The 21459-nt window shown below is 66.0% G+C and carries 21 protein-coding genes; 10 read left to right on the top strand and 11 right to left on the bottom strand.

The genetic code is table 11. From position 1 onward, the window contains the following. The first annotated feature begins 2 nt into the window (after positions 1–2). Positions 3–656: an SDR family oxidoreductase gene (locus ISS20_RS13905; RefSeq protein ID WP_291437516.1), complete on the top strand. Its 654-nt coding sequence runs from the start codon at positions 3–5 to the stop codon at positions 654–656. 53 nt (positions 657–709) lie between these two features. After that, positions 710–1840 carry an acyl-CoA dehydrogenase family protein gene (locus ISS20_RS13900; RefSeq protein ID WP_291437514.1) on the top strand — a complete coding sequence of 377 codons (1131 nt, stop codon included), beginning with the start codon at positions 710–712 and terminating at the stop codon, positions 1838–1840. 62 nt (positions 1841–1902) lie between these two features. Here the strand turns inward: ISS20_RS13900 and ISS20_RS13895 are convergent, their stop codons facing one another. The 3 genes from ISS20_RS13895 to ISS20_RS13885 all read right to left on the bottom strand — a co-directional run bounded on the left by ISS20_RS13895 (position 1903) and on the right by ISS20_RS13885 (position 6550). Continuing rightward, positions 1903–3090, bottom strand: coding sequence for a hypothetical protein (locus ISS20_RS13895; protein WP_291437512.1), 1188 nt, complete (start codon positions 3088–3090; stop codon positions 1903–1905). 254 nt (positions 3091–3344) lie between these two features. Next, entirely contained in the window at positions 3345–5900 is a 2556-nt protein-coding gene (locus ISS20_RS13890; RefSeq protein WP_291437510.1) for an ATP-binding protein, read from the bottom strand. Continuing rightward, positions 5900–6550, bottom strand: coding sequence for a response regulator transcription factor (locus tag ISS20_RS13885; protein ID WP_056743754.1), 651 nt, complete (start codon positions 6548–6550; stop codon positions 5900–5902). Before ISS20_RS13885 ends, ISS20_RS13890 begins: the two co-directional genes overlap by 1 nt. 179 nt (positions 6551–6729) lie before the next feature. Between ISS20_RS13885 and ISS20_RS13880 the strand changes: the two genes are divergently transcribed. Further along, positions 6730–7806, top strand: coding sequence for a hypothetical protein (locus ISS20_RS13880; protein ID WP_291437507.1), 1077 nt, complete (start codon positions 6730–6732; stop codon positions 7804–7806). 161 nt (positions 7807–7967) lie between these two features. On the opposite strand, the gene ISS20_RS13875 is transcribed toward ISS20_RS13880, so the two are convergent. The 3 genes from ISS20_RS13875 to ISS20_RS13865 all read right to left on the bottom strand — a co-directional run bounded on the left by ISS20_RS13875 (position 7968) and on the right by ISS20_RS13865 (position 10167). Next, positions 7968–9104: a peptidoglycan-binding domain-containing protein gene (locus tag ISS20_RS13875; protein WP_291437505.1), complete on the bottom strand. Its 1137-nt coding sequence runs from the start codon at positions 9102–9104 to the stop codon at positions 7968–7970. Positions 9105–9254: 150 nt separating this feature from the next. After that, positions 9255–9623 carry a DUF2237 domain-containing protein gene (locus tag ISS20_RS13870; protein ID WP_291437503.1) on the bottom strand — a complete coding sequence of 123 codons (369 nt, stop codon included), beginning with the start codon at positions 9621–9623 and terminating at the stop codon, positions 9255–9257. Positions 9624–9687: 64 nt separating this feature from the next. Then, the gene (locus tag ISS20_RS13865) at positions 9688–10167 is read right to left on the bottom strand and encodes a YetF domain-containing protein (protein ID WP_056057813.1); all 480 of its coding nucleotides are present in this window, start codon (positions 10165–10167) and stop codon (positions 9688–9690) included. A 174-nt stretch (positions 10168–10341) separates the two neighbouring features. Here ISS20_RS13865 and ISS20_RS13860 point away from each other — a divergent pair, with 174 nt between their 5' ends. Genes ISS20_RS13860 through ISS20_RS13845 form a run of 4 tightly spaced genes read left to right on the top strand, consistent with a single transcriptional unit; the run spans position 10342 to position 13654 of the window. After that, positions 10342–11040: a DUF4197 domain-containing protein gene (locus ISS20_RS13860; protein WP_291437500.1), complete on the top strand. Its 699-nt coding sequence runs from the start codon at positions 10342–10344 to the stop codon at positions 11038–11040. A gap of 11 nt (positions 11041–11051) precedes the next feature. Continuing rightward, complete coding sequence (locus ISS20_RS13855; RefSeq protein ID WP_291437498.1) at positions 11052–11501, top strand: YchJ family metal-binding protein; 450 nt, start codon at positions 11052–11054, stop codon at positions 11499–11501. A 50-nt stretch (positions 11502–11551) separates the two neighbouring features. Continuing rightward, positions 11552–12205, top strand: coding sequence for an HAD family phosphatase (locus ISS20_RS13850; protein ID WP_291437496.1), 654 nt, complete (start codon positions 11552–11554; stop codon positions 12203–12205). Between the two features lie 24 nt (positions 12206–12229). Then, a complete protein-coding gene (locus ISS20_RS13845) occupies positions 12230–13654 on the top strand; it encodes a patatin-like phospholipase family protein (protein WP_291437494.1) in 1425 nt (474 codons plus the stop codon). 10 nt (positions 13655–13664) lie between these two features. On the opposite strand, the gene ISS20_RS13840 is transcribed toward ISS20_RS13845, so the two are convergent. The 4 genes from ISS20_RS13840 to ISS20_RS13825 all read right to left on the bottom strand — a co-directional run bounded on the left by ISS20_RS13840 (position 13665) and on the right by ISS20_RS13825 (position 16542). Then, a complete protein-coding gene (locus ISS20_RS13840; protein ID WP_291437492.1) occupies positions 13665–14339 on the bottom strand; it encodes a glutathione S-transferase family protein in 675 nt (224 codons plus the stop codon). Between the two features lie 132 nt (positions 14340–14471). Next, complete coding sequence (locus ISS20_RS13835; RefSeq protein WP_291437490.1) at positions 14472–15146, bottom strand: glutathione S-transferase family protein; 675 nt, start codon at positions 15144–15146, stop codon at positions 14472–14474. Positions 15147–15246: 100 nt separating this feature from the next. Next, positions 15247–15735: a limonene-1,2-epoxide hydrolase family protein gene (locus tag ISS20_RS13830; RefSeq protein ID WP_291437488.1), complete on the bottom strand. Its 489-nt coding sequence runs from the start codon at positions 15733–15735 to the stop codon at positions 15247–15249. A 48-nt stretch (positions 15736–15783) separates the two neighbouring features. Beyond that, a complete protein-coding gene (locus tag ISS20_RS13825; protein ID WP_291437486.1) occupies positions 15784–16542 on the bottom strand; it encodes an SDR family oxidoreductase in 759 nt (252 codons plus the stop codon). A gap of 146 nt (positions 16543–16688) precedes the next feature. Here ISS20_RS13825 and ISS20_RS13820 point away from each other — a divergent pair, with 146 nt between their 5' ends. Next, the gene (locus tag ISS20_RS13820) at positions 16689–17579 is read left to right on the top strand and encodes an AraC family transcriptional regulator (protein ID WP_291437484.1); all 891 of its coding nucleotides are present in this window, start codon (positions 16689–16691) and stop codon (positions 17577–17579) included. A 188-nt stretch (positions 17580–17767) separates the two neighbouring features. On the opposite strand, the gene ISS20_RS13815 is transcribed toward ISS20_RS13820, so the two are convergent. Continuing rightward, positions 17768–18880, bottom strand: coding sequence for an AraC family transcriptional regulator (locus ISS20_RS13815; RefSeq protein ID WP_291437482.1), 1113 nt, complete (start codon positions 18878–18880; stop codon positions 17768–17770). 100 nt (positions 18881–18980) lie between these two features. Here ISS20_RS13815 and ISS20_RS13810 point away from each other — a divergent pair, with 100 nt between their 5' ends. After that, positions 18981–20711 (top strand): AMP-binding protein, encoded by a 1731-nt coding sequence (locus ISS20_RS13810; RefSeq protein WP_291437480.1) that lies wholly within the window; start codon positions 18981–18983, stop codon positions 20709–20711. A gap of 14 nt (positions 20712–20725) precedes the next feature. Further along, on the top strand, positions 20726–21459 hold a 734-nt coding region (locus ISS20_RS13805), incomplete at its 3' end, for a carboxyl transferase domain-containing protein (RefSeq protein WP_291437477.1).

Here is a 21459-nt window from a genome sequence, read left to right as displayed (position 1 = left end):
TCGTGATGGGCGCGTCCCGGGGCATCGGCCTGGAGCTGGTGCGCCAGTACACCAGCGCAGGCCGCCGCGTGATCGCCACCGTGCGCGACGATGCCGGCCGCGAGCGCGTGCTGGCGCTGGGCGCCGAGGTGCTCACCGTGGATGTGGCCAACCCCGCCAGCGTGAGCGGCCTGGCCTGGCAGCTTGACGGCGAAAAGCTGGACCTGGCGCTGTATGTGGCCGGTGTCATCCGCCGCCCCAACGCGCTCACCCCACCCACGCAGCAAGACTTTGATGCCGTCATGCACACCAACGTGCTGGGCGCCATGCAGGCCATTCCGCAGGTGGCGCCCCTGGTGGCGGAGGCGGGCGGCGTGTTTGCGTTTCTGTCGTCCTCGATGTCACAGATTGGCAGCGTGCCGAACAGTGGCTCGTGGCTGTACCGCACCAGCAAGGCCGCGCTGAACATGGCGGTGGCCGCCGCGCAGCACGACTACCCTGGCGCCACGCTGGTCACCATCGACCCCGGCTGGGTGCAGACCGACATGGGCGGCGGCGGTGCGCCGCTGACGGTGGAAGACAGTGTGCGCGGCCTGCGCAGCACGCTGGCCAGCGTGACTGCTGCTGACAAGGGCCGCCTGCTGCACTACGACGGCCGCCGCGCTGCCCACTGGTAGTCCGCAAGCCACTAAGCCCCCGAATTTTGAACAACGACTCTGGAGACACTCCCATGCTGCTGACCCAAGACCAGGAAATGATCCGCGACGCGGTGCGCGACTTTGCGCAAACCGAGCTGTGGCCGAATGCCGCACGCTGGGACAAGGAACACCACTTCCCCAAGGAGGCCCACCAGGGCCTGGCCGCGCTGGGTGCCTACGGTATCTGCGTGCCCGAAGAGTTTGGCGGCGCCCACCTCGACTACGTCACGTTGGCGCTGGTGCTTGAAGAAATCGCTGCCGGTGATGGCGGCACGAGCACCGCCATCAGCGTGACCAACTGCCCCGTCAACGCCATCCTCATGCGCTACGGCAACGCGCAGCAAAAGCGCGACTGGCTCACACCCCTGGCACGTGGCGAGATGCTGGGCGCGTTTTGCCTGACCGAGCCGCATGTGGGCTCTGATGCTTCCGCCCTGCGCACCACGGCGGTGAAGCAGGGCGACGAATACGTGATCAACGGCGTCAAGCAGTTCATCACCAGCGGCAAGAACGGCCATGTGGCCATCGTCATCGCGGTGACCGACAAGGGCGCGGGCAAGAAGGGCATGAGCGCATTCCTCGTGCCCACCAGCAACCCGGGCTATGTGGTGGCGCGGCTGGAAGACAAGCTGGGCCAGCACAGCAGCGACACGGCGCAGATCAACTTCGACAACTGCCGCATCCCGGCCGAGAACCTGATTGGCGCCGAGGGCGAGGGCTACAAGATCGCCCTGGGCGCGCTCGAAGGCGGGCGCATCGGTATCGCTGCACAAAGCGTGGGCATGGCGCGCAGCGCGTTTGACGCGGCGCTGGCCTATTCCAAGGAGCGCGAGAGTTTTGGCACCGCCATCTTCAACCACCAGGCCGTGGGCTTTCGCCTGGCGGACTGCGCTACGCAGATCGAAGCCGCACGCCAGCTCATCTGGCACGCCGCCGCGCTGCGCGATGCCGGCAAGCCCTGCCTGAAGGAAGCCGCCATGGCCAAGCTGTTTGCCAGCGAGATGGGCGAGCGTGTGTGCAGCGCCGCCATCCAGACGCTGGGCGGCTACGGCGTGGTGAACGACTTCCCGGTGGAGCGCATCTACCGCGACGTGCGCGTCTGCCAGATCTACGAAGGCACGAGCGACGTGCAGAAGATCATCATCCAGCGCGCGCTGGTCTGAGACTGCGAGTCAGTTTCCTCGGCCGGCCTTTCGCCGGCCTTTCGGGTGCGGCTCAAAACCGCTCAGCCCCTGAGGCGCAACTCGCGCTCCAGAAGCGCCAGCCGCTCGGGCTCGGCATGGTGCCGGGCCACCGGCTGCACGCTGGCAAACACGGTGCGCGCTATTTCGGCGTGCCCGCTCCATGCCAGGGCCAGTGCGTAGTCGCAGGTGCACACGGCCATTGAGGGCCAGGCGCCCGGGGCCTTGCGCACCATCCCCAGAAACTGCTCACACGCCTTGCCCAGGTGGCTGGCGGCCTCGCCCGCCCGGGCCGGGTCGCGCAGCGCAATCATGCCCCGCACCCAGTCGATGAACGCTTGCCCGTGGGGTGGCAGCATGGCGGGCTGCAGCGTGTCCACGAGGCGCTGCGCTTCGTCGGTGTGGCCCGCGCGGGCCTCACCCAGGGCCAGGTCCAACTGCAAAGTGGGCTCTCCCGGCCGCTGCGCCATCAGCTCGCGCAGGCGGGCGGTAAAACCCGCATGGTCGCCCGTGGCCAGGGGCAAGGTATAGATGCGGGCCAAGAATTCGCCTTCGTCCGCCGGGCGCATGGGGTGGATGCGCAAGCGCAGGATGGCGGCGTCCACCCCTTCGGCGCGCGCCTCGAACCAGGCCATGCGCACGGCTGCGTCCCAGGCGGGCTGTCGCAAGAATGCATGCCGTTCGGCGGCGCGGGCCAGCCGCTGGGCCAGTACGTCCAGGCGGGGCAGGTCGCCCGTGGCGTGCGCGTGCAGCATCTGCTGGTACATGCGCTGAAACTGGTGCATGTAGGCAAACACCCCCAGCGGCGCCAGCATGGCCAGCACCAGAATCCCTTGCACCCACGCGCTCCACTGGCGCCACATGGCCAGCGCCACCAGGGCCGCGCACACCAGCAGCCAGGTGCGGTTGTTGCGCAGCAGCTGGCGCAGCGTGGTCCACAGGCCGGGGTTCTCCTGGGCTTCGATCTGGTCGCGCGCCAGCTGGCGCAGTGCCTTCACGTCCAGGGTGCCCAGTGCGTCGTCCGCCATCTCGGTCATCGCACGGGCATACAGCCCCGAGGTGTGCAGCTGCACCTGGGTCAGCGGGGGCTGCTGCAGCGCCGCAATGGCCTGCATGGCTTCTTCGGCCGTCTGGGCATGCACGAAGCCCTCGGTGGGGCGGCCTTGCGCATCCTGCGCCTGGTACAGCCAGCGGGGCTGGCCGGGCGGTGGGGTGGTCCCGGTAGCGGTCATGGCGTGGCTCCCTCCTCATATGACTTGCCAGCGTGTCGGTGTCGCCGGTCGTTGGCTGCGGATGGTAGGGGGCTGCGTGATCGCCGCGTGCAGCGGGCAGACGGGCGGTGCACCGCTGGCAGACGACCGGTGCCGTGATACCTGCCTTTGCCTGAGCAGGCCGCAGGCAACAACCGCACGTTCTGCGGCGGCCGGGGCTTCGAAAGACACCGGTAGGTGTACTGCCGCGCTATTGAAAAGGTAGCTGACTGTGCTTATGGGAAAGGAACCGCGCTCTGGTCCTGCCGCCTGTTGCTGGGGGCCAGCCACTGCGCCAGCACAGCGTGCAGTTCTGCAGGGTTCACGGGCTTGCGCAGCACCAGGTAGCCCTCGTCTTCTGCGTCCCGCAATGCGGGGGCGTCGAACTCGCCGCTGACCATCGCACCCCGGGCGGCAGGGCAGCGGGCCAGCAGCGTGCGCAGGAGGTCAAAGCCGCTCTCGCCCGAGCGCAGTCGCTGGTCGCAGAAGATGGCATCTGGCACCAGGCCTTCGTCCAGCCGGCCATGGGCTTCGGCCCCGGTGGTGGCATAGGCTGCCGTCACGCCCCAGGCTTCTAGCATGGCGCGCCAGGCCTTGAGCACCTGGGGGTCATCGTCCAGCACCAGGCACTGGCCCTGCAGCGGGCGGTCCACGATGGACTGGCGGTGTGCCGTTGCGGGGGCGGTGGACGCGCCTGCATCGGGTGCCACGTGGGCTGGCAGCCGCAGCCAGAAGCGCGAACCCTGTCCCGCCAGCGAACGTACGCCGTACGCCGCTCCCAACTGCTCGGCGCAGCGCGCCACCACAGCCAAGCCCAAGCCGTGCCCCGCTTCGTCCATCTGATCGGCCCGCGCTCCCCGGTAGTAGGGGTTGAACACCCGGGCCTGATCGGCGGGGGCGATGCCAATGCCCGTGTCCCGCACCTCCACCAGCCAGTCACCGCCGCGTGCGCGTGCGCTCACCAGCACCTTGCCCTGCGGTGTGTAGCGGATGGCGTTCTGCACCAGGTTCGCCAGCGCCTGGCGCAGCAGCACCGGCTCGGCCCACACGGTGGCGCCACGGCGCGGCAGCCGCAGCCGCAGGGTCAGGCCGCCGAGGCTGGCTTGCTCGCGGAAGAGGCGCACAACGTCCGCCAGCAGCGCGCCAAGGTCCACGGCGGCTTTGTGGCCCAGCGGCTGCCCCGACTCCAGGCGCGACAGGTCCAGCAGCGCATTGAACAGCTGGCTCATGGCCAGCATGCTGGTGCGCAGGTCGGCCACCAGCGGGCGCAGGACCGGGTCGGTATTGCGCAGGTTGATCGCCTCCACCATCAAGGACATGGCGTGCACGGGTTGGCGTAGGTCGTGGCTGGCGGTGGCGAGGAACAGGTTTTTCTCGGTCAGGGCGCCTTCCGCCTGGCGCCGGGCTGCGGCCAGGGCCTCATTGGCAGTGCGCGTGCGGCGGTACAGCCAGAAGCTGGCGCCCGCCGCAAGCAGTGCCAGTGCCACCGCAGCCGCCAGTCCGATCTGCTGCATGCGGCGCACGCGCAACTCGGCATCCTGCACCCGGTTGGCCTGCGCCAGCTGCTCGATCTGGCGCTGCCGTTCAGCGCTGTCAAAGCGCTCCTGCAAGGTCGTCACAGCCTGGTCGCGCTCGGTATGGAACAGCTCCTTGGCCAGCGCCTGCTGCTTGCGGGTGGTGGCCATGGCCTCGCGGTACAGGCCGGCTTGCTCGTACATGCGCGACAGCTCGCCCAGCAACTGCTCTTCCATGGGCAGGGAGCCCGCTTCGTGCACAAACCGGATACCCGCCTCCACCTCGTGCACGCCGGCCGCAATGCGGCCCTGGCCCATGAGTGCAAAGCCCAGATTGGCTTGCGCCATTGCGGCCCCGTTCAGCTCGTGTGCATTGCGGTACGCGGCCAGGGCCTCGCGCATCACGGGCTCGGCCGCGGCATACGCCTTGCGCTGCAGCAGGACGTCGCCCAGGTTGTTCAGCGCCGTGGCCTGGAGCCCGGTGAGCCCTCCAGCGCGGGCGATCTGCAGGGACTGCCGGTAGGCGGCCACGGCGGTGTCGAGGTTGCCCTGCACGTTTTCCACATTGCCACGGTGCAGGTGCAGCCAGCCCAGCGCCTGCCGGGCGTCCAGCTTTTCGGCCAGGGGCAACGCCTCGCGGATGGTTTGCAGCGCCCGGTCCGGGTTCTTCATGTCGAAGTGCAGCAGCTCCAGGTGGGTGCGCGACCGCAACTCAGACGTGGCTGCCTGGCTTGGCAGCGTGCGTGAGAGTTCCAGGCTGCGCAGCAGGTGGGTCATCGCCGTTTCGAACTGGCCGTTGCCGCTGTGCAGTGCGCCCAGCGTCAGGTGGTAGAGCCAGCGCACCCAGGGGTCGGGTGCGCGCTCGGCGGCTACCGCTTCGCGCGCCAGTGCGTCCAGTCCGGCGCGTGTTTTTCCCGCCACGGCCAGTTGCCGGGCCTCGAAGCAGACGGCCAGCACCTGCGACGACGGATCTTTCTGCGCAGCGGCGAGCGCCTTCAGCTGCGCAATGCCCTCGGTCACCACCGTCGCCTGCCCGGTCTCGAAGGCCGCGTCTGTCAGCGCCGCCAAGTAAGTGCGCCGGGTCGCGGCATCGGCCGCGTTGGCAAAACGTGCCGCGGCGGCCTGCAGCGCCTGCACGGCCTCGGCGCTGTTGCGTTGCGACAGGTTTTGCAGCCGGTCCAGCTCGGCCAGGTCCGGGTTCAGTGCCTGCGCCCTTACGGGCAATGCTGTCTGCAGGCACAAGGCCGCGACCAGCACCACAGCCCGGACAAGGCGCATCAGGGCAGCTCCAGCCGCCGCCCGCGCAGCAGGGTGATGGCCTCGACCCGTGTGCGCACCCGCAGCCGCTCCAGGATGCCCGTCACGTGCTCCTTCACGGTGCTCTCTGCAATATCCAGTTGCGATGCAATGCGCTTGTTGGGCAGCCCCTGCAGCACCAGCGCCAGGATCTGGCCCTGCCGCGCAGACAGGCCCAGCTCGGCCGGTGTCACCGGCAGGTCGCGGCTGCGCAGCGGCTGGCTGCCCGGATGGCCCGGCTCAAACCAGACCAGCCCGCTCAGCAAGGCCTCCACCGCCAGCCCGAAGGTTTCAGGCGCCGCTTGTTTGTGTATGAAGCCCTGCGCGCCTGCCTGCCGGGCCTGGTCCATCACGGCGGGGTCATCGTCGCCACTGATCACCGCGATGGGCATTCCGGGGCAGTGGTTGCGCACCTGGGCGATCAGGCCCACGGCGGCGCCTTCTGCCAGCCAGAAGTCGATGAGCGCGATGGCCGGCGTGCCCCGCGTGTCCACCCAGCGCAGAAGGTCGTTTGCCCCTGCGGCCACCACTACGTCCATCTGCGGCAGTCGGGCGCGCAGGAATTCGGCCATGCCGTGTGCCACCAACGGATGGTCGTCAAGGATGAGCGCGTAATGAGAGGTGGAGGACATGCGGTGGTGGAGGGGCGTAACCCGGCGGGATGCCGGTGCCAGAAGGTATGCCTGCGGGCAAATTCTGCCAAGTGTTCAGCAGGACGGACGGCGCGCAAACCCTACCAGCGTAGGGTTTCGCCCGGGATGGGGTGCTGCACAGAATCCGCGCTCCATTCACCATCACGAGGTTTCTGTTCATGACACGACAAGCCAGCGCAACGGGTGCCGGGCGCACCTGGCACTCTGCACGACCTATCTTCTGCTGGGCCCCCCTGGGCCTGGCGGCCGCCTTGCTGTTGGGTTGTGGCGGTGGTGATGACGACAATGGCACGCCTCCGCCCAGCGCTGGTGCATTCAGTATCAGCGGCGCGGTCAGCGGCTTGGGGGCTGGCAAAACGGTGACGCTGCAGAACGCCGGCAAGGACGACCTGACCGTGAATGCCAATGGCAACTTCGTGTTCGCCACGCGCCTGGACAACGGCATTGCCTATGCCGTCACCGTGAAGACCCAGCCCAGCGGGCAGCGCTGCACGGTGACGGAAGGCACCGGCACAGCCACTGCCAACGTGAGCAACGTGCAGGTGCGCTGCGAAAACCTGGCGGCTGCCACCTACACGGTGGGCGGCTCGGTCAGCGGCCTGGCGGGTAGCGCGGTGGCGTTGCAGAACAACGGGCGCGACGATCTGTCGGTCTCCAGCAACGGCGGCTTCACGTTCGGCACGGCACTGGCGGGTGGCACGGCCTACGCCATCACGGTGCGCACGCAGCCTTCGGGCCAGAGCTGCACGGTGCGCAACGGAACGGGCACGGTAGGGTCGGCCAATGTGAGTTCGGTGGACGTGAGCTGCGCGACGGCGGCGCTGGGGCTGCCAGAGGGCGACTGGAAGCAGGAGCTGTGCGTGGTGGTGCGGCCAGGAACCTGGGGACGCTCGCTGTGGCGCATCACCCGCCAGAGCGACACCCGCGTGACGGGGCAGATCGGTGTGGTGACCTATGCCGACGCCAGCTGTTCCGGCACGGGCACCGTCGCAGGTCCGCTGACCGATGTGGGCAATGTGGCGTTCGACCGCAACGGCAGCACGGCCACGCTGACCGCGTTCTGGGGGCTGTGGACCCAGCCGTCGGGCCTGACATCGCGCGCTGTCTGGGCACGCAAGGGGCCCCGCCTGTGCATCTTTGGCGATCAGATACCCACCGCGTTCCCGACAGCGGCCAGCGTGGAGAGCTACGTGGACACCGTTTTGCCCGCCAGGACCTGCTACACGCAAAACTGAGTGCTGGGGGCTGTACGGCCCCCCAATCAACCCAAAGTCCCCGCAGCGAACGAAGTTGCTGCGGGGGCTTTTCTTTGATCGGATGTGATCCGCTTTGTGCTGGAGTGCGCCCATGGCTGCAGTGCCACCCGCCCCGGTGTCCCCGGGGCATCCCTCAGGCTTCAGCGAGCGAGTTCCGCCGCTGTGGCCGCATCCAGCCGCCCGGATGTGGGCAGTCCTTTGTCCTTCTGAAAGGCGCGCAGCGCTGCGGTGGTCTTGCCGCCCATGGCGCCATCAGGCGTGCCCGCGTTGTAGCCCAGCTCATTCAGACGCGCCTGCGCATCGCGCAGCGAAAGTCCTGCGGTGGCTCCATTGCTTTGCGCGGCAGCACGCACGGCCGATGTCTGCGAGGGTGGCGCGGCGCCGTCCACACTCAGCCGCCCGCCACCCCCCAGGCCCTGGCCCTTCACCGTCTGGGCGCGGTAGTTGCGCAGCGACTGCACCATCTGGTTGAACGCATCCATGAAGGCGGCCGCAATTACCTTGCCTTCTGCCGTGTTGGAGTAGCCCCCCATGCGCGCGCCGCCCGAGCCGCCCAGCAGTTGCCCCATGGCACCAAAGTCGGTCTTGGCGGCACTGCCTTCCGACGCAGCCACCTGCACGCCAGAGCGGTTGTCGATGAGCGTGAGCAGCGCGCTGGCCTCCTTGGTGTTCATGTTACCGCCGATGGCTGCCAGCAGGCCCCCTGCACGGCCACCGACCAGGCCGCCCAGCGAGGCGGAGGCACCGCCTGCATTGTTGTTCTGGAACACGATTTCGGGCGACAGGCCATAGTCCGAGGCCACCATCTGCCCCTGGCCAAACTGGCTGCCCTGCCGCATTTCGCCCGACTGCATCAGCGCGCGCTCGCGCGTCATCGCGTTCATGCCGGCTGCGCCACGCTCCACCACCACAAAACAGTTGGACTGCTGCACCAGCAGGCGCAGCAGGTTGGCGGTGGGTGGCAGGCGGTATTGGTCGCGCAGGATGGTGTACCAGCCGGCCTGCTGGTTTTCGATCAGGGAGACGGTGCCCAGCGGGCTTTCGCAACGCTCCAGCGAGTCGCTGGCGCCGGTGGAGGCTCCGCCGGCAGCGCTGCCGGTGGCCACGGTCTTGGCATCGGCGCTGCCTATGCGCATGTTGGTGGTCTCGCAGCCGCTCAGCAGTGCAGCAGCAGCCACGGCAGCGCTGACTGCGCACAGGCGTAGCGGGGTGGTTGAACGGGGCGGGGTGGCAGCGGCACGCGCGCGGCGCAGCGGGGCAGAAAGGGTGATGGTCATGGTGACGGATGTGGCCGCATGTGCAGCGAAAGGGAGGAACACAAAGTCCTGATCTTTCGCCGTGCAGCCAATCACCGGCAACCCGACAGAGGTAGGGTGCAAGGGGTGGCACACCCGGCCCGGGGTGCGCCACCGCGCTTGTCAGAACGGTCAGCTGCTCGACAGCGCCGCGCTCTGCAACTGCACCAGCGTCACAAACTCCAGCGCGCGGGCATGGGTGCATTCCAGGATCACCGGCGGTGCCACACCCGCCTCGTAGGCTTCCTTCCAGCGCAGGGCGCACAGGCACCAGCGGTTGTTGGCCTTGAGTCCTGCAAACCGGTACTCGGGCCGCGGGGTGATGAGGTCATTGCCCCGCGACAGCGAGAAGTCCAGAAACGCCTGTGTCATGCGTGCGCAGATCACGTGGGTGCCGTGGTCGTGCTCGTCGGTGTTGCAGCAGCCATCGCGGTAGTAGCCGGTCAGCGGGTCGTAGGAGCAGGGCATCAGCAGGGTGCCCAGAACGTTCAGTGCAGTCATATCGGGTCGCGTGTGTTGTGAGGGCCTATGGGGGCGCAGATTGTTGGAGTGGGCGCGGGGCGGCTCAGCCCTCTTCGCCACGGCGGCGCAGCACCACGGTGATCTGCCCGTTGGTCTCAATGGTGGCGCGTTCCACCTCGTGCGCGTGCAGGCAGCCACCGGCGCGCAGTGCGGCCTCCACGTCGTCGCGGGTCAGCAGCTCCTTGCGCATCAGCGCCTGGTTCAGCTCGCCCTGGTGGATCAGCACCTGGGCCTTGCCGTCCACCCAGCGCCCGATGCGCGGGAAGTGAAACGCCAGCCGCGCCAGCGCCACGTGCAGCAGCATTAGCGTGCTGGCAGAGATCAGCCCGCCCACGAGCGAGTTGTCGCCCGCGTTCATCGAGTTCTGCACCGCGTTCGACAGGATCAGCAGCAGGATCAGGTCAAACGGCTCGTACTGCCCTGTCTGCCGCTTGCCCGACAGGCGCATGAACACCAGCAAGAACAGATACACCACCACGCCGCGCAGCACAAACTCCCACCACGGCACACTCATTTGCCACATTGCAAGGTTCCTTGTTGGATGCTTGGGTGGGGCCAGTCTACGGCCTGCGGCTTGCCCCTCATTCGCTGAGCGAAAATCCCGGGCAATCCCCCGCACGGCTCCGGCACAGTGCGCCCTCATTGCAGTGGCGGCCGAGCGGGCCTCCTCTGCTGCCCCCATCGAAAGTACCGCCCCATGCAACGCCGCCAATTCCACCAAACCAGCCTCATGGGTGCGCTGCTGTGCGCCACCGCGCAGCACGCCTGGGCGCTGTCGCTGGGCGACCTCACCAATGCCGACGCCTCCAGCGGCCTCAAGGCCGCGCTGACCCAGGGGGCGCAGGCGGCGGTGTCGCTGCTGGGCCGCAACGACGGGTTTCTGGGCAACCCCAAGGTGCGCATCGGCCTGCCCGGCTACTTGGACGACGCCGCCAAGGTGATGAAGTCGCTGGGCCAGGGCAAGCGCATCGATGAGCTGGTGGTGTCCATCAACCGCGCCGCCGAAGCGGCCGTGCCCATGGGCAAGGACCTGCTGGTGGGCGCGGTGCAGAACATGACGGTGACCGACGCCAAGAACATCCTCACCGGTGGCGATAACTCGGTGACCGCCTTTTTTGCCGACAAGACGCGCACGCCACTGGGCCAGCGCTTTCTGCCCGTGGTGAACGAGGCCACGGAGAAAGTCGGCCTCACGCAGAAATACAACGCCTTCGCGGGCAAGGCCGCGAGTTTTGGCTTGCTGAAGGCCGAAGACGCCAACCTGGCGCAGTACGTGACCGGCAAGACGCTGGATGGCCTGTACCTCATGATCGGCGAGGAAGAGCGTCGCATTCGCCAGGACCCGGCTGCTGCAGGCACCGCCATCGCGCGCAAGGTGTTTGGTGCCTTGCGCTGAGAGACGTCACGATGCCTTTGCCACAGCCTAACGACCCCTGCCCCTGCGGGCGCCTGGCGCCTGCGAGCCCGGGTGGCAGCAAGGGCAAAGGTACATCGCACTTGCCCTTCGCCAGTTGCTGCGGCCGCTATGTCCCTGCACCCGGGGCCGATGTAATCGCTGCCCCTGATGCAGAAAGCCTCATGCGATCGCGCTACACCGCCTTTGCGTGCGAGCGGGCCGACTACCTGCAGGCCACTTGGCACGCCAGCACGCGCCCGGCCACGCTCGACTTTGATGCGGGGGCCAAATGGCTCGGGCTGGACGTGCGCCGATACGTCGCCACCGATGCCGACCACGCCGTGGTCGAGTTTGTGGCCCGCTACCGTGTCGCTGGGCGCGCCGTGCGCCTGCACGAGACCAGCCGTTTTGTGCGCGAGGAGGGGCGCTGGTTGTATGTCGATGGAGACCTCCATGGCTGAAATTCAAGCCAAAACCACCTCAAGCGATAGTGCAATATGCCTTGATAGCTATGAAATTTGAAGCAATCCTGTTTGACTGTGACGGCGTGCTGGTGGATAGCGAGCCCATCACCAACGGCGTGCTGCGCGACATGCTGGCCGAGGCCGGGTGGGTGCTGACGCCGGATGAGTGCATGCGCCTCTTCATCGGCAAGATGGTGCGCAGCGAGGCCGCGCGCATTGAGCACCACACGGGCCGTCCGCTGACCGACGAATGGATGTCCGCCTTCTACGCGCGCCGCAATGCTGCGCTGGAGGCGCAGCTCACCGCCATCGAGCACATCCACGGCGCTGTCGAGCGTGTGCACGCCCACCATGGCGGGCGCATTGCCTGTGCCTCGGGGGCCGACCGTTTCAAAGTCGAGATGCAGCTGGCCAAGGTGGGCCTGGCGCCGTACTTTGCGGGCCGCATCTTCAGCGGCCACGAGATGCCCGCCACCAAGCCCGCGCCCGACGTGTACCTCGCCGCCGCGGCAGCGCTGCAGGCCGCGCCCACGCGCTGTGCGGTGGTCGAAGACACCGTGACCGGCGTTACCGCCGGTGTGGCTGCCGGGGCCACCGTGTTTGCTTACGCCCCGCTGGACGATGGAGCCGCGCTGCGGGCGGCAGGGGCGCACCACGTGTTTCGCAGCATGGCCGAGCTGCCCGCTTTTCTCGGCTGCTGACACGGGTGCACAGAAAAAAGGGACATGGCGATGAACACCTTCGCGCGGGCCATGAAGCACACGGTAGTGGCCGCCGCCCTGGCGCTGCTGGCGGGCTGTTCGTCGGTCAAACCCTGGATCAACGAACCCCTGCCTGCGGGCGATCAGAATATCCCTGTGCGCAAGTCCGAGCGCGACCCGACCATCCTCGTGGCCGTCACGCTGTCAGGCGGTGGGGCGCGGGCCGCCGCGTTTGGCTATGGCGTGCTGACCGAGCTGCAGCAAACGCGGTTTGTGTGGAACGGCAACCCCACCACCTTGCTGGACGCTACCGATGTGGTCAGCGGTGTGTCGGGCGGCAGCATTGTGGCGGCCTACTTTGCAGCGCATGGCATTGAGGGGCTGCCACGCTTTGAGCAGGACTTTCTGCGCCAGAACTTCCAGAACAGCCTCATCACCCAGGCGCTGCGCCCGGGCAATCTTATCGACCTGACCTCCCCCTGGCTGGGCCGTTCGCACCTGCTGGCGCGACGGCTGGACGAGCTGTATGGCGGCCTCACCTTTGGCGACGTGGAGCGGCGCCCGCGCCACCCGCAGCTGTTCATCACCGCCACCGACATGTCGCTGGGCACCGGCTTTGAGTTCACCTGGGAGCAGTTTTCGCTGATCTGCTCGGACCTGCGCAAGGTGCCGCTGTCGTTCGCCGTGGCGGCCTCGTCGGCGGTGCCGCTGCTGCTGAGCCCGATGACGCTCAAGAACTACGCCGACCAGTGCCCCGATCGTCCCTCCCCAGCGGTCGCAGGGGCGGCGGGGGGCGACTACCGCGTGCGGCTCAATCGCGCCCATGAACTGAACTATGTGGATGCGCAGCGCAAGCCCTACATCCATCTGGTCGATGGCGGCCTGGCCGACAACCTGGGGGTGCAGCGCCTGCTGGACCGCGCCCTGGCTAATGGCGGCCTGCGCCAGACCTTCAGCGAGGTTGGCATACCGCCTGCCACCATCCGCAAGCTGGTGCTGATCACGGTGAACGCCGAGCGCGACCCCTCGGTCAACATCGACATGAGCGACAAGGTGCCCAACATGGCGCAGGTGGTGGATGCCCTGCTGTTTGGCACCGGCGCCCGCGCCACGCGCGAGACGCAAGAGTTCTTGCGCGACATCACACGCCAATGGCAGCGCTCGCTGGCGTCAGGCCCCACCGGCGCCAACGACGTGTTCGCGCCCGAGGCAGAGATCCATGTCATTTCCGTCAACCTGCGCGACGCCCCCGACGACATTGCGCGCCGCCGCCTGCTGCAGGTGCCCACGGCGTTCTCGATCACATCGGAAGAAGTCACCGACCTCATCGAGGCGGGCGGCAGCGTGCTGCGCCACTCGCCCGAGTTCCGGGCGCTGGTGCAATCGCTGCTCAGCCCCGAGCCCCATGCGCCGCATGCACCGCCAGCGGGGCTGCAGGCCAAGGACTGAGGGCGCGCGCTCAGGGCCGCGTATCCGGCGCCGGGGTCGTGGGCACGGCCTGTTCCTCTGCCGCCCGCACCTGCACTTCCATCGCGCGCTGGTAGCCCAGCCGCTGCTGCAGCCGCTGCCAATACGCTTGCGTAGCGGGCCCAAACTGCGGCGCCAGCCCCAGGTGCTGCGCCAGCAGCAATGCATACCCCACCGCCACATCCGCCGCCGTGAAGCGTCCCGCGCACAAGTGCTCGCTGCCGCTGTGGGTCAGGGCCGTTTCCACCGCGCGCAGCCGTGCCAGAAACCAGCGGCTGTAGTCCTCCACCACCTGCGGCTGCTTGCGCTCTGCGGTCTCAAACCGGCCATAGCGCAGCACCAGCGTCTGCGGAAAGGTCAGCGTCGCATCGCTCATGTGCAGCCAGTTCAGGTACGCGCCATACGCCGGGTGCGTGGGCGCCACATCCAGCCCTGCGTCGGGGTGCGTGGCGGCCAGGTACTGGCACATGGCCGCCGATTCGGTCATGCGGACATCGCCCTGCACCAGCAGCGGCACCGTGCCCAGCGGGTTCTCGTCCAGAAACCACCGGGCCTTGGCGCGGGGCGGGAAGGGCAGCATGTGGAGCTGGTAGGGCAGTTGCAGCTCTTCGAGCATCCACAGGGGGCGGAAGGAGCGGGCGCTGATGCAGTGGTGGAGATGGAGCATGGGTGCGTGTACGCGTGACTGTGACTGTCCTTAGCTTAGCTTGCGACGCACGGTGGTCAGAAGCGAGGACGTTGGTGAAAGTACTGCCGGGCAGTCTTCTGGTGAGCCGTGTTGTGCAGAGCGGGATAGCTATTACGGTGCCAACCAAGAATCGTATCGCTGCAAGTGGGCGTGAAAAAGCGCTGCATAGTCTGAAGGTGCCGCAGCGATCACACTGGGCCGTACTGCGAGGCTGTAGCGCCAAGCACCTATCTTCGGCATTCCCTCAAAGATCGCTGCATTTTTTTCAGGCGCCAGCCCTTCAAAATAGCGAAATACGGGAGCGAACACGGCGTCTACCATGCTGAACTGGTCTCCTCCAAAGTAAGGGCCAGTACCGAGCGCGTCTTCCAGACGGTCAAGCTTGTCCCTGAAAGCCACGGCTTTCATGCCGGCTGCGGTGGAATCCTTGGCATTCAAGTAACCCCAGGCATCGGCCAGAGTCGCCGATCCAAACTCGATCCAGGCACGGTGTTGCGCGCGTACCAGTGGGTCGCCAGGGTGCAGCGGTGCACCGGCCTGTGTCTCTTCCAGATACTCGCAGATGGCCATGCTTTCGAACAACACCTTGTGCGTACCGTTGTGGTCATGGATTTTGAGCAAGGGCACTTTGCTGGTCGGAGACATCGCCAGGAACCAAGCAGGCTTTGCCGAAAGGTCCACGTCAATCCTGGTGAAGGGAATGCCCTTTTCCAGCAGCACGATAGCGGCGCGCTGTACGAATGGGCAGAGAGGGTGGCTGATGAGGCTGAGTGCAGAGGTTGACATAGGTGGTTTAAGAATGATGGGCGAAGTCCTGCACAGGTAGCGCGTTGCGCGAAGAAACCTTCCTTGATTTCTGCTCTGGGGCTTCTGACGGCTGTTGAGCCTATTTCTGTGTATTCGATATCTTTTTGGAAAAGTTGACGTCAAAGTAGTCCCGCCAAGCGACGATGCAATCGCCTTCCACCTCGAAGATACCCATCACCTTTACGGCGGCGACGGAACTCCCATCAGCGCGGACGAAGCGGTCGAGTCGCTCGGTCAGCACACGATTGCCATCCGCAGCGATGGCAAGCATGTCGAAATGAACAGCGGAGATGTCGGATGATTTGCCGGGGCGATTGAGAAACGCCAGTGCCTCTTCGATACCTGTTGTTGTCGACACGCCTTCATTGACCCAGACGGTTCTTGGGGTGAACCATTGCCGAATTGCAGAGGTTCCGTTGTCCTTCAGGAAGGCAGCGCTGAAGGCGGTGACGGTTTCGATGGGTGTTCGCAACTTTCGATGCTCTGCCTCGCTGGGCGTGCTGCAGGTCTGCGACCTAACCGTCGGTGAAAAAAAGGCGACAGCCATTGCCAACAGCGCAAACTTCATTTGAACTTCTCCCGGTGGTTTGGTTGTGAAATACGACGCGCTGTCCACCTACAGCAGCTGCCCGCCCGACACATCGAACGACGTGCCATTGGCCCAGGCCAAGTCGCTCGAAAGAATGGCCGCCACGGCTCTCCCGATGTCATCAGGCTGGCCCACGCGTCCCAGGGCGATACCTTGAGCGACGTAGGCATTGATTCCTTCGTTATCACGCACCGCGCCGCCCATGAAGTCGGTTGCGATGGCGCCCGGCGCGATCGTGTTCACCCGGATGCGGCGCTCGCCCAGTTCGACGGCCATGTAGCGTGTCAACACTTCGACGGCGGCCTTGACCGCCGCGTACACGCTGTAGCCGGGCAGCGTGAAACGCGTGAAGCCCGTTGACATGTTCAGGATGCTGCCGCCGTCTTCGAGAAGTGGTAGCAGCTGCTGTGTCAGGAACAGCGGTGCGCGCAGATGGGCGTCCACGAGTGCGTCGAACTGTGCTTCGGTCGTTTCGGCGAACGGGGCATGCAAGCCTATGCCAGCGTTGTTGACGAGGTAGTCAAAACGGGGGCGCTGAAAGCGATCCTGCAAGGACGCACGGACTGCTTCGCCGAATGCGGGAAAGGACGCGGTGTCAGCCACATCCAGCCGGAGCATCACCGCCTTGCCGCCGCTTTCTTCAATCTGTCGCTGAAGCGCAGCTGCCTCATCCTGGCCCGTACGATAGGTGCCGACAATGCCGATGCCCCGCTCGGCCAGATGCAGGGCCATGTTGCGGCCAAGCCCACGGCTCGCGCCGGTAATCAGAGCAATTTTTGCTGTCATGGGTGAACTCACTTCATTTCTGTGCTTGAAATGGCGGATATCGCCAAGAGCTCACAATTTAGGGCGAAGCGCTTTTCAGGGCTTGCCCGATGCGCTTGTTCTCTTGCACGATTGACTCATTCGCTGTGATAACCGCCGAGCTACCCATGGACACCCACCTTTCGAGCCCGCTGGAAACTGTGGTGCACAGCATCCAACCCGGTACTTTGAAGTCGAACATTCCCCGCATCGAGTTACATGTCGATCAAGGACAGGAAAGTGAGAACGCTTGCCAGTACCGCGCCATGGCGTGTTTCATCCTGCAAGGAAGCAAACGCGTCTCCTTCGGTGACAAGGTGCTGCGCTACGAGGCGGGCCACTATCTGGTTAGCGCGCTGGATCTGCCGCTGATGGGGCAGGTCTACAGTGATGCCCAGCAACGGCCCTATGTCGCTCTGACGCTGGTTTTGGATCCGGTGCTACTCAATGAATTGATCCTGTCCATGCCTGTTTCGAGTGATGGCGAAAGTAGCGAATTTGGGCTATCGACTGCACCCATGAACCGGGAGCTGGAGGATGTTTTGGCCCGTTCCCTGGTGCTTATGGGGCGGCCGCAGGATGTCCCGGTTCTTGCCCCCCTGCTTGAGCGAGAACTGCTGTATCGGCTGTTGTCAGGTCCGCATGGAAAGCTGTTGCGCCAGATTGCAAGTGCCAAGGGACCCTTGCCTAAGGTGCGAAAAGCCATCGGCTGGATTGGTCAGAACTTTGACAGGTCATTCAAGGTCGAGGATGTCGGCGTGGCCTGCGGGATGAGCCGCGCCAGTCTGAATCGCAGCTTTCGGGAGATCACGGGTCTCAGTCCGTTGCAGTACCAGAAGCAGCTGCGGCTACTGGAGGCGCGTCGCCTGTTGATAGGCGGGGAGCACAACGTATCCGGTGCGGCGTTTGCAGTGGGATACGAGAGTTCTTCGCAGTTCAGTCGCGACTACCTGAGGCACTTTGAAGCCACCCCCAGCGAGGACTTGCGACGGACTGTGCATGCCAACTCTGGGGTTTAGAAAAAGCGACAAACACAGCACCAGGGTTCTGGTGCTTTCGCCGTCATTCGAGTCGCGTTGGAACTTGGTTTGAATGGTGTCTGGCGTCGGGCTGGTGAAGATGCTCTCTTACACAGGCGCTTGTTCTGGGATGTAAATAGAAAAGCATCCAGCGGATCGACCCCATTCAATCTGTTTTCTGCTCACGCCTACGGCACCCGCACCACTCTCCGAAACTCCGCCGGCGACTGCCCCGTCCACCCGCGGAACGCCCGGATAAAACTCTTCTCGTTCTCGAACCCCGCCGCCTCGGCCACCTGCTTGATTGGCCTTTGCGTGCGGTGCAGCAGCTCCACCGCGCGGGTGCGGCGCACCTCGTCTTTCAGGCCTTGCAGCGTGGCTCCTTCTTCCTTCAGTTGCCGGTGTAGCGTACGCGGTGACACATGCAGCAGCGCGGCCAGCGATTCGGCGCTGTGCTGGGGCAGGGCGTGGGCCGGTTGCCCCGGCAGGGGCGCGGCCAGCAATTGGCGCACGCGCTGCACCAGCAGGCGGTCGCGGCGGTAGTGCAGCACCGTCAGGGGCAGGGCGTGTTGCAGCATCTGGCGCAGGGCCTGCTCGTCGCGGCGCAGGGGCAGGTGCAGGTAGCGGGCGTCGAAGTGGATGGCGGTGCGTGGCGCGTGGAAGGTGACGGGGCCTCGGAACAGCACGGCATACGCATCAGAGTGCGGGGGCGCATCAAAGGTAAATTCTGCGGCAATGAGCGGAATGCGCGAGTCCACCATCCAGCAGGCCAGGCCGTGGGCGTTGCGCAGCACGGATACCAGGCAGAACTCGCGCAGCACGCCCAGGTCGCGGGCCTCGGTGATGGCCAGGGTGGCGGTGTCGCCTTGGGTGGTGAGGTGCAGGGCAATGTCGTCCGCCAGCAGCCCATGGTGGCGGCACCAGCGGGCCAGGGCCACCTGCAGCGTGGGCGAGCTGATGCTGGCGCGCGCCAGCATGCCGTAGCTGCCCCAGGGCAGGCGGCGGCTGAACCAGCCCAGGGCTTCGTCGTCCAGCTCCTGCATGGCGGCGTCGGAGATCTGCTCCATCTGCCAGGCGGTGATGCGGGCACTGTCATCGCGCAGCAGCTGCGGCGCAATCTGTGCCTGGGCCAGGGCACGTTCGGGGCTCAGGTCGCGCCGCTCGTACGCCAGAACAATGGCACGCACAAAGGCGATGGGCGTTGCGGCAGGGGCAGATGGAGTGGTTGGGAGACGATGGTCGGTGGGGGCGGTGGTCTTCACGCCACAGAGTGTGCCAGCCATGGCACGATTTGCAACCATTGTGTCCACCCGCCAAGGGTTCAGGCTTCTATGCTTACGGATCGCCCGCCCGCATGTTCTTGCGGAGCAGGCCGCATGACAGAGCCGAGGAGACAAACCCGTGACGAGTGCAGCCTCAACGAACCCCGCACCACTGGTGGACAGTTACGCCCGTGGCGCCACCGATGTTCCCCTGATCGAGCAGACCATCGGCGCCTTTTTTGCCGACATGGTGGCCCGCCAGCCCGACCGCGAGGCGCTGGTCAGCGTGCACCAGGGCCGCCGCTACACCTACGCCCAACTGCAGGCCGAGGCGGAACGCCTTGCCAGCGCGCTGCTGGGCATGGGGCTCACCCCTGGCGACCGCGTGGGCATCTGGTCGCACAACAATGCCGAATGGGTGCTGATGCAGCTGGCCACCGCACAGGTGGGTCTGGTGCTGGTCAACATCAACCCGGCGTACCGCACGTCCGAGGTCGAATACGCGCTGAACAAGGTGGGCTGCAAGCTGCTGGTGACCATGGCGCGGTTCAAGACCAGCGACTACCTGGGCATGCTGCGCGAGCTGGCGCCCGCGTGGCACCACCAGCAGCCGGGCCAGCTGGGCTCCGTGAAGCTGCCCCACCTGAACACCGTGGTGTGGATCGACCAAGCGGGGCAGGGCGCCGACGAGCCTGGCCTGCTGCGCTTTACCGACCTGCTGGCACGCGGCAACGCGGCCGACCCGCGTCTGGCCCAGGTGGCTGGCTCGCTCAAGGCCACCGACCCCATCAACATCCAGTTCACCAGCGGCACCACGGGCTTCCCCAAGGGCGCCACGCTCACGCACCGCAACATCCTGAACAACGGCTTCTTCATCGGCGAGTGCATGAAGCTCACGCCCGAAGACCGGCTGTGCATCCCCGTGCCGCTGTACCACTGCTTTGGCATGGTGCTGGGCAACCTGGCCTGCCTCACGCATGGCTCTGCCATCGTCTACCCCAACGATGGGTTCGACCCGCTGACGGTGCTGCAGACAGTGCAGGATGAGCGCTGCACCGGCCTGCACGGCGTGCCCACCATGTTCATCGCCGAGCTGGACCACCCGCGCTTTGCCGAGTTCAACCTCAGCACCCTGCGCACCGGCATCATGGCGGGCTCGCCCTGCCCCACCGAGGTGATGAAGCGTGTGGTGGAGCAGATGAATCTGCGCGAAATCACCATCGCCTACGGCATGACCGAGACCAGCCCCGTCAGCTGCCAGAGCAGCACCGACACGCCGCTGGACAAGCGTGTATCGACGGTGGGCCAGGTGCAGCCGCACCTGGAGATCCAAATCGTGGACCCGGACACCGGTGCCGTGGTGCCCATCGGCCAGCGGGGCGAGTTTTGCACCAAGGGCTATTCCGTCATGCACGGCTATTGGGGCGACCCGGCCAAGACCCGCGAGGCGATTGACGAAGGCGGCTGGATGCACACCGGTGACCTTGCCACGATGGACGCCGAGGGCTACGTGAACATCTTCGGCCGCATCAAGGACATGGTGATCCGTGGTGGCGAGAACATCTACCCACGCGAGATTGAAGAGTTTTTGTACCGCCACCCGCAGGTGCAGGATGTGCAGGTGGTGGGCGTGCCCGACCAGAAATACGGCGAGGAACTCAGCGCCTGGATCATCGCCAAGCCCGGCACCCAGCCCACCGAGGACGACATCCGCGCCTTCTGCAAGGGCCAGATCGCGCACTACAAGGTGCCGCGCTACATCCGCTTTGTCACCAGCTTTCCGATGACGGTGACGGGCAAGATCCAGAAGTTCAAGATCCGCGATGAGATGAAGGACCAACTGGGTCTGGAAGAACAAAAGACCGCTTGAAAGAGCAACACCGTATGACCATTCTCGACACCCAACTCAACGCCCGCTCGGCGGACTTCCTGGCCAACGCCGCGGCCATGCGCACGCTGGTGGATGACCTGCGCGCCCAGCTCGACAAGGTCGCCCAGGGCGGCGGCGAGGCGGCCCGCGCCAAGCACACCGCACGCGGCAAGCTGCTGCCGCGCGAGCGCGTGCAGATGCTGCTGGACCCGGGTACGCCGTTCCTCGAACTCGCGCCGCTGGCTGCGCTCAACATGTACAACAACGACGCGCCCAGCGCGGGGCTCATTGCAGGCATTGGCCGCGTGAGTGGTGTGGACTGCATGATCGTGTGCAACGACGCCACAGTGAAGGGCGGCACCTACTACCCCCTCACCGTCAAGAAGCACCTGCGCGCGCAGGAAGTGGCGCAGCAGAACCACCTGCCTTGTATTTACCTGGTGGACTCCGGCGGTGCCAACCTGCCTAATCAAGACGAAGTCTTCCCCGACCGCGACCACTTCGGCCGCATCTTCTTCAACCAGGCCAACATGAGCGCCATGGGCATCTCGCAGATCGCCGTGGTCATGGGCAGCTGCACGGCCGGTGGCGCTTATGTGCCCGCGATGAGCGATGAATCGATCATCGTCAAGAACCAGGGCACGATCTTTCTGGGCGGCCCGCCGCTGGTCAAGGCCGCTACGGGCGAGGTCGTCACGGCGGAAGACCTGGGCGGCGGCGACGTGCACACGCGCCTGTCGGGTGTGGC

The sequence above is a fragment of the Acidovorax sp. genome (genome assembly GCF_016783915.1).
GTDB lineage: Bacteria > Pseudomonadota > Gammaproteobacteria > Burkholderiales > Burkholderiaceae_C > Acidovorax.
The sequence above is the reverse complement of the archived record's forward strand: the minus strand, read 5'-3'. Positions and strand labels throughout refer to the sequence as shown.

Bases quoted from the DNA above. Each gene is read 5' to 3' on its own strand.
- ISS20_RS13900 (WP_291437514.1), top strand. From the start codon at position 710: ATGCTGCTGACCCAAGACCAGGAAATGATCCGCGACGCGGTGCGCGAC.
- ISS20_RS13895 (WP_291437512.1), bottom strand. From the start codon at position 3,090: ATGACCGCTACCGGGACCACCCCACCGCCCGGCCAGCCCCGCTGGCTG.
- ISS20_RS13890 (WP_291437510.1), bottom strand. From the start codon at position 5,900: ATGCGCCTTGTCCGGGCTGTGGTGCTGGTCGCGGCCTTGTGCCTGCAG.
- ISS20_RS13885 (WP_056743754.1), bottom strand. From the start codon at position 6,550: ATGTCCTCCACCTCTCATTACGCGCTCATCCTTGACGACCATCCGTTG.
- ISS20_RS13880 (WP_291437507.1), top strand. From the start codon at position 6,730: ATGACACGACAAGCCAGCGCAACGGGTGCCGGGCGCACCTGGCACTCT.
- ISS20_RS13875 (WP_291437505.1), bottom strand. From the start codon at position 9,104: ATGACCATCACCCTTTCTGCCCCGCTGCGCCGCGCGCGTGCCGCTGCC.
- ISS20_RS13870 (WP_291437503.1), bottom strand. From the start codon at position 9,623: ATGACTGCACTGAACGTTCTGGGCACCCTGCTGATGCCCTGCTCCTAC.
- ISS20_RS13865 (WP_056057813.1), bottom strand. From the start codon at position 10,167: ATGTGGCAAATGAGTGTGCCGTGGTGGGAGTTTGTGCTGCGCGGCGTG.
- ISS20_RS13860 (WP_291437500.1), top strand. From the start codon at position 10,342: ATGCAACGCCGCCAATTCCACCAAACCAGCCTCATGGGTGCGCTGCTG.
- ISS20_RS13855 (WP_291437498.1), top strand. From the start codon at position 11,052: ATGCCTTTGCCACAGCCTAACGACCCCTGCCCCTGCGGGCGCCTGGCG.
- ISS20_RS13850 (WP_291437496.1), top strand. From the start codon at position 11,552: ATGAAATTTGAAGCAATCCTGTTTGACTGTGACGGCGTGCTGGTGGAT.
- ISS20_RS13845 (WP_291437494.1), top strand. From the start codon at position 12,230: ATGGCGATGAACACCTTCGCGCGGGCCATGAAGCACACGGTAGTGGCC.
- ISS20_RS13840 (WP_291437492.1), bottom strand. From the start codon at position 14,339: ATGCTCCATCTCCACCACTGCATCAGCGCCCGCTCCTTCCGCCCCCTG.
- ISS20_RS13835 (WP_291437490.1), bottom strand. From the start codon at position 15,146: ATGTCAACCTCTGCACTCAGCCTCATCAGCCACCCTCTCTGCCCATTC.
- ISS20_RS13830 (WP_291437488.1), bottom strand. From the start codon at position 15,735: ATGAAGTTTGCGCTGTTGGCAATGGCTGTCGCCTTTTTTTCACCGACG.
- ISS20_RS13825 (WP_291437486.1), bottom strand. From the start codon at position 16,542: ATGACAGCAAAAATTGCTCTGATTACCGGCGCGAGCCGTGGGCTTGGC.
- ISS20_RS13820 (WP_291437484.1), top strand. From the start codon at position 16,689: ATGGACACCCACCTTTCGAGCCCGCTGGAAACTGTGGTGCACAGCATC.
- ISS20_RS13815 (WP_291437482.1), bottom strand. From the start codon at position 18,880: ATGGTTGCAAATCGTGCCATGGCTGGCACACTCTGTGGCGTGAAGACC.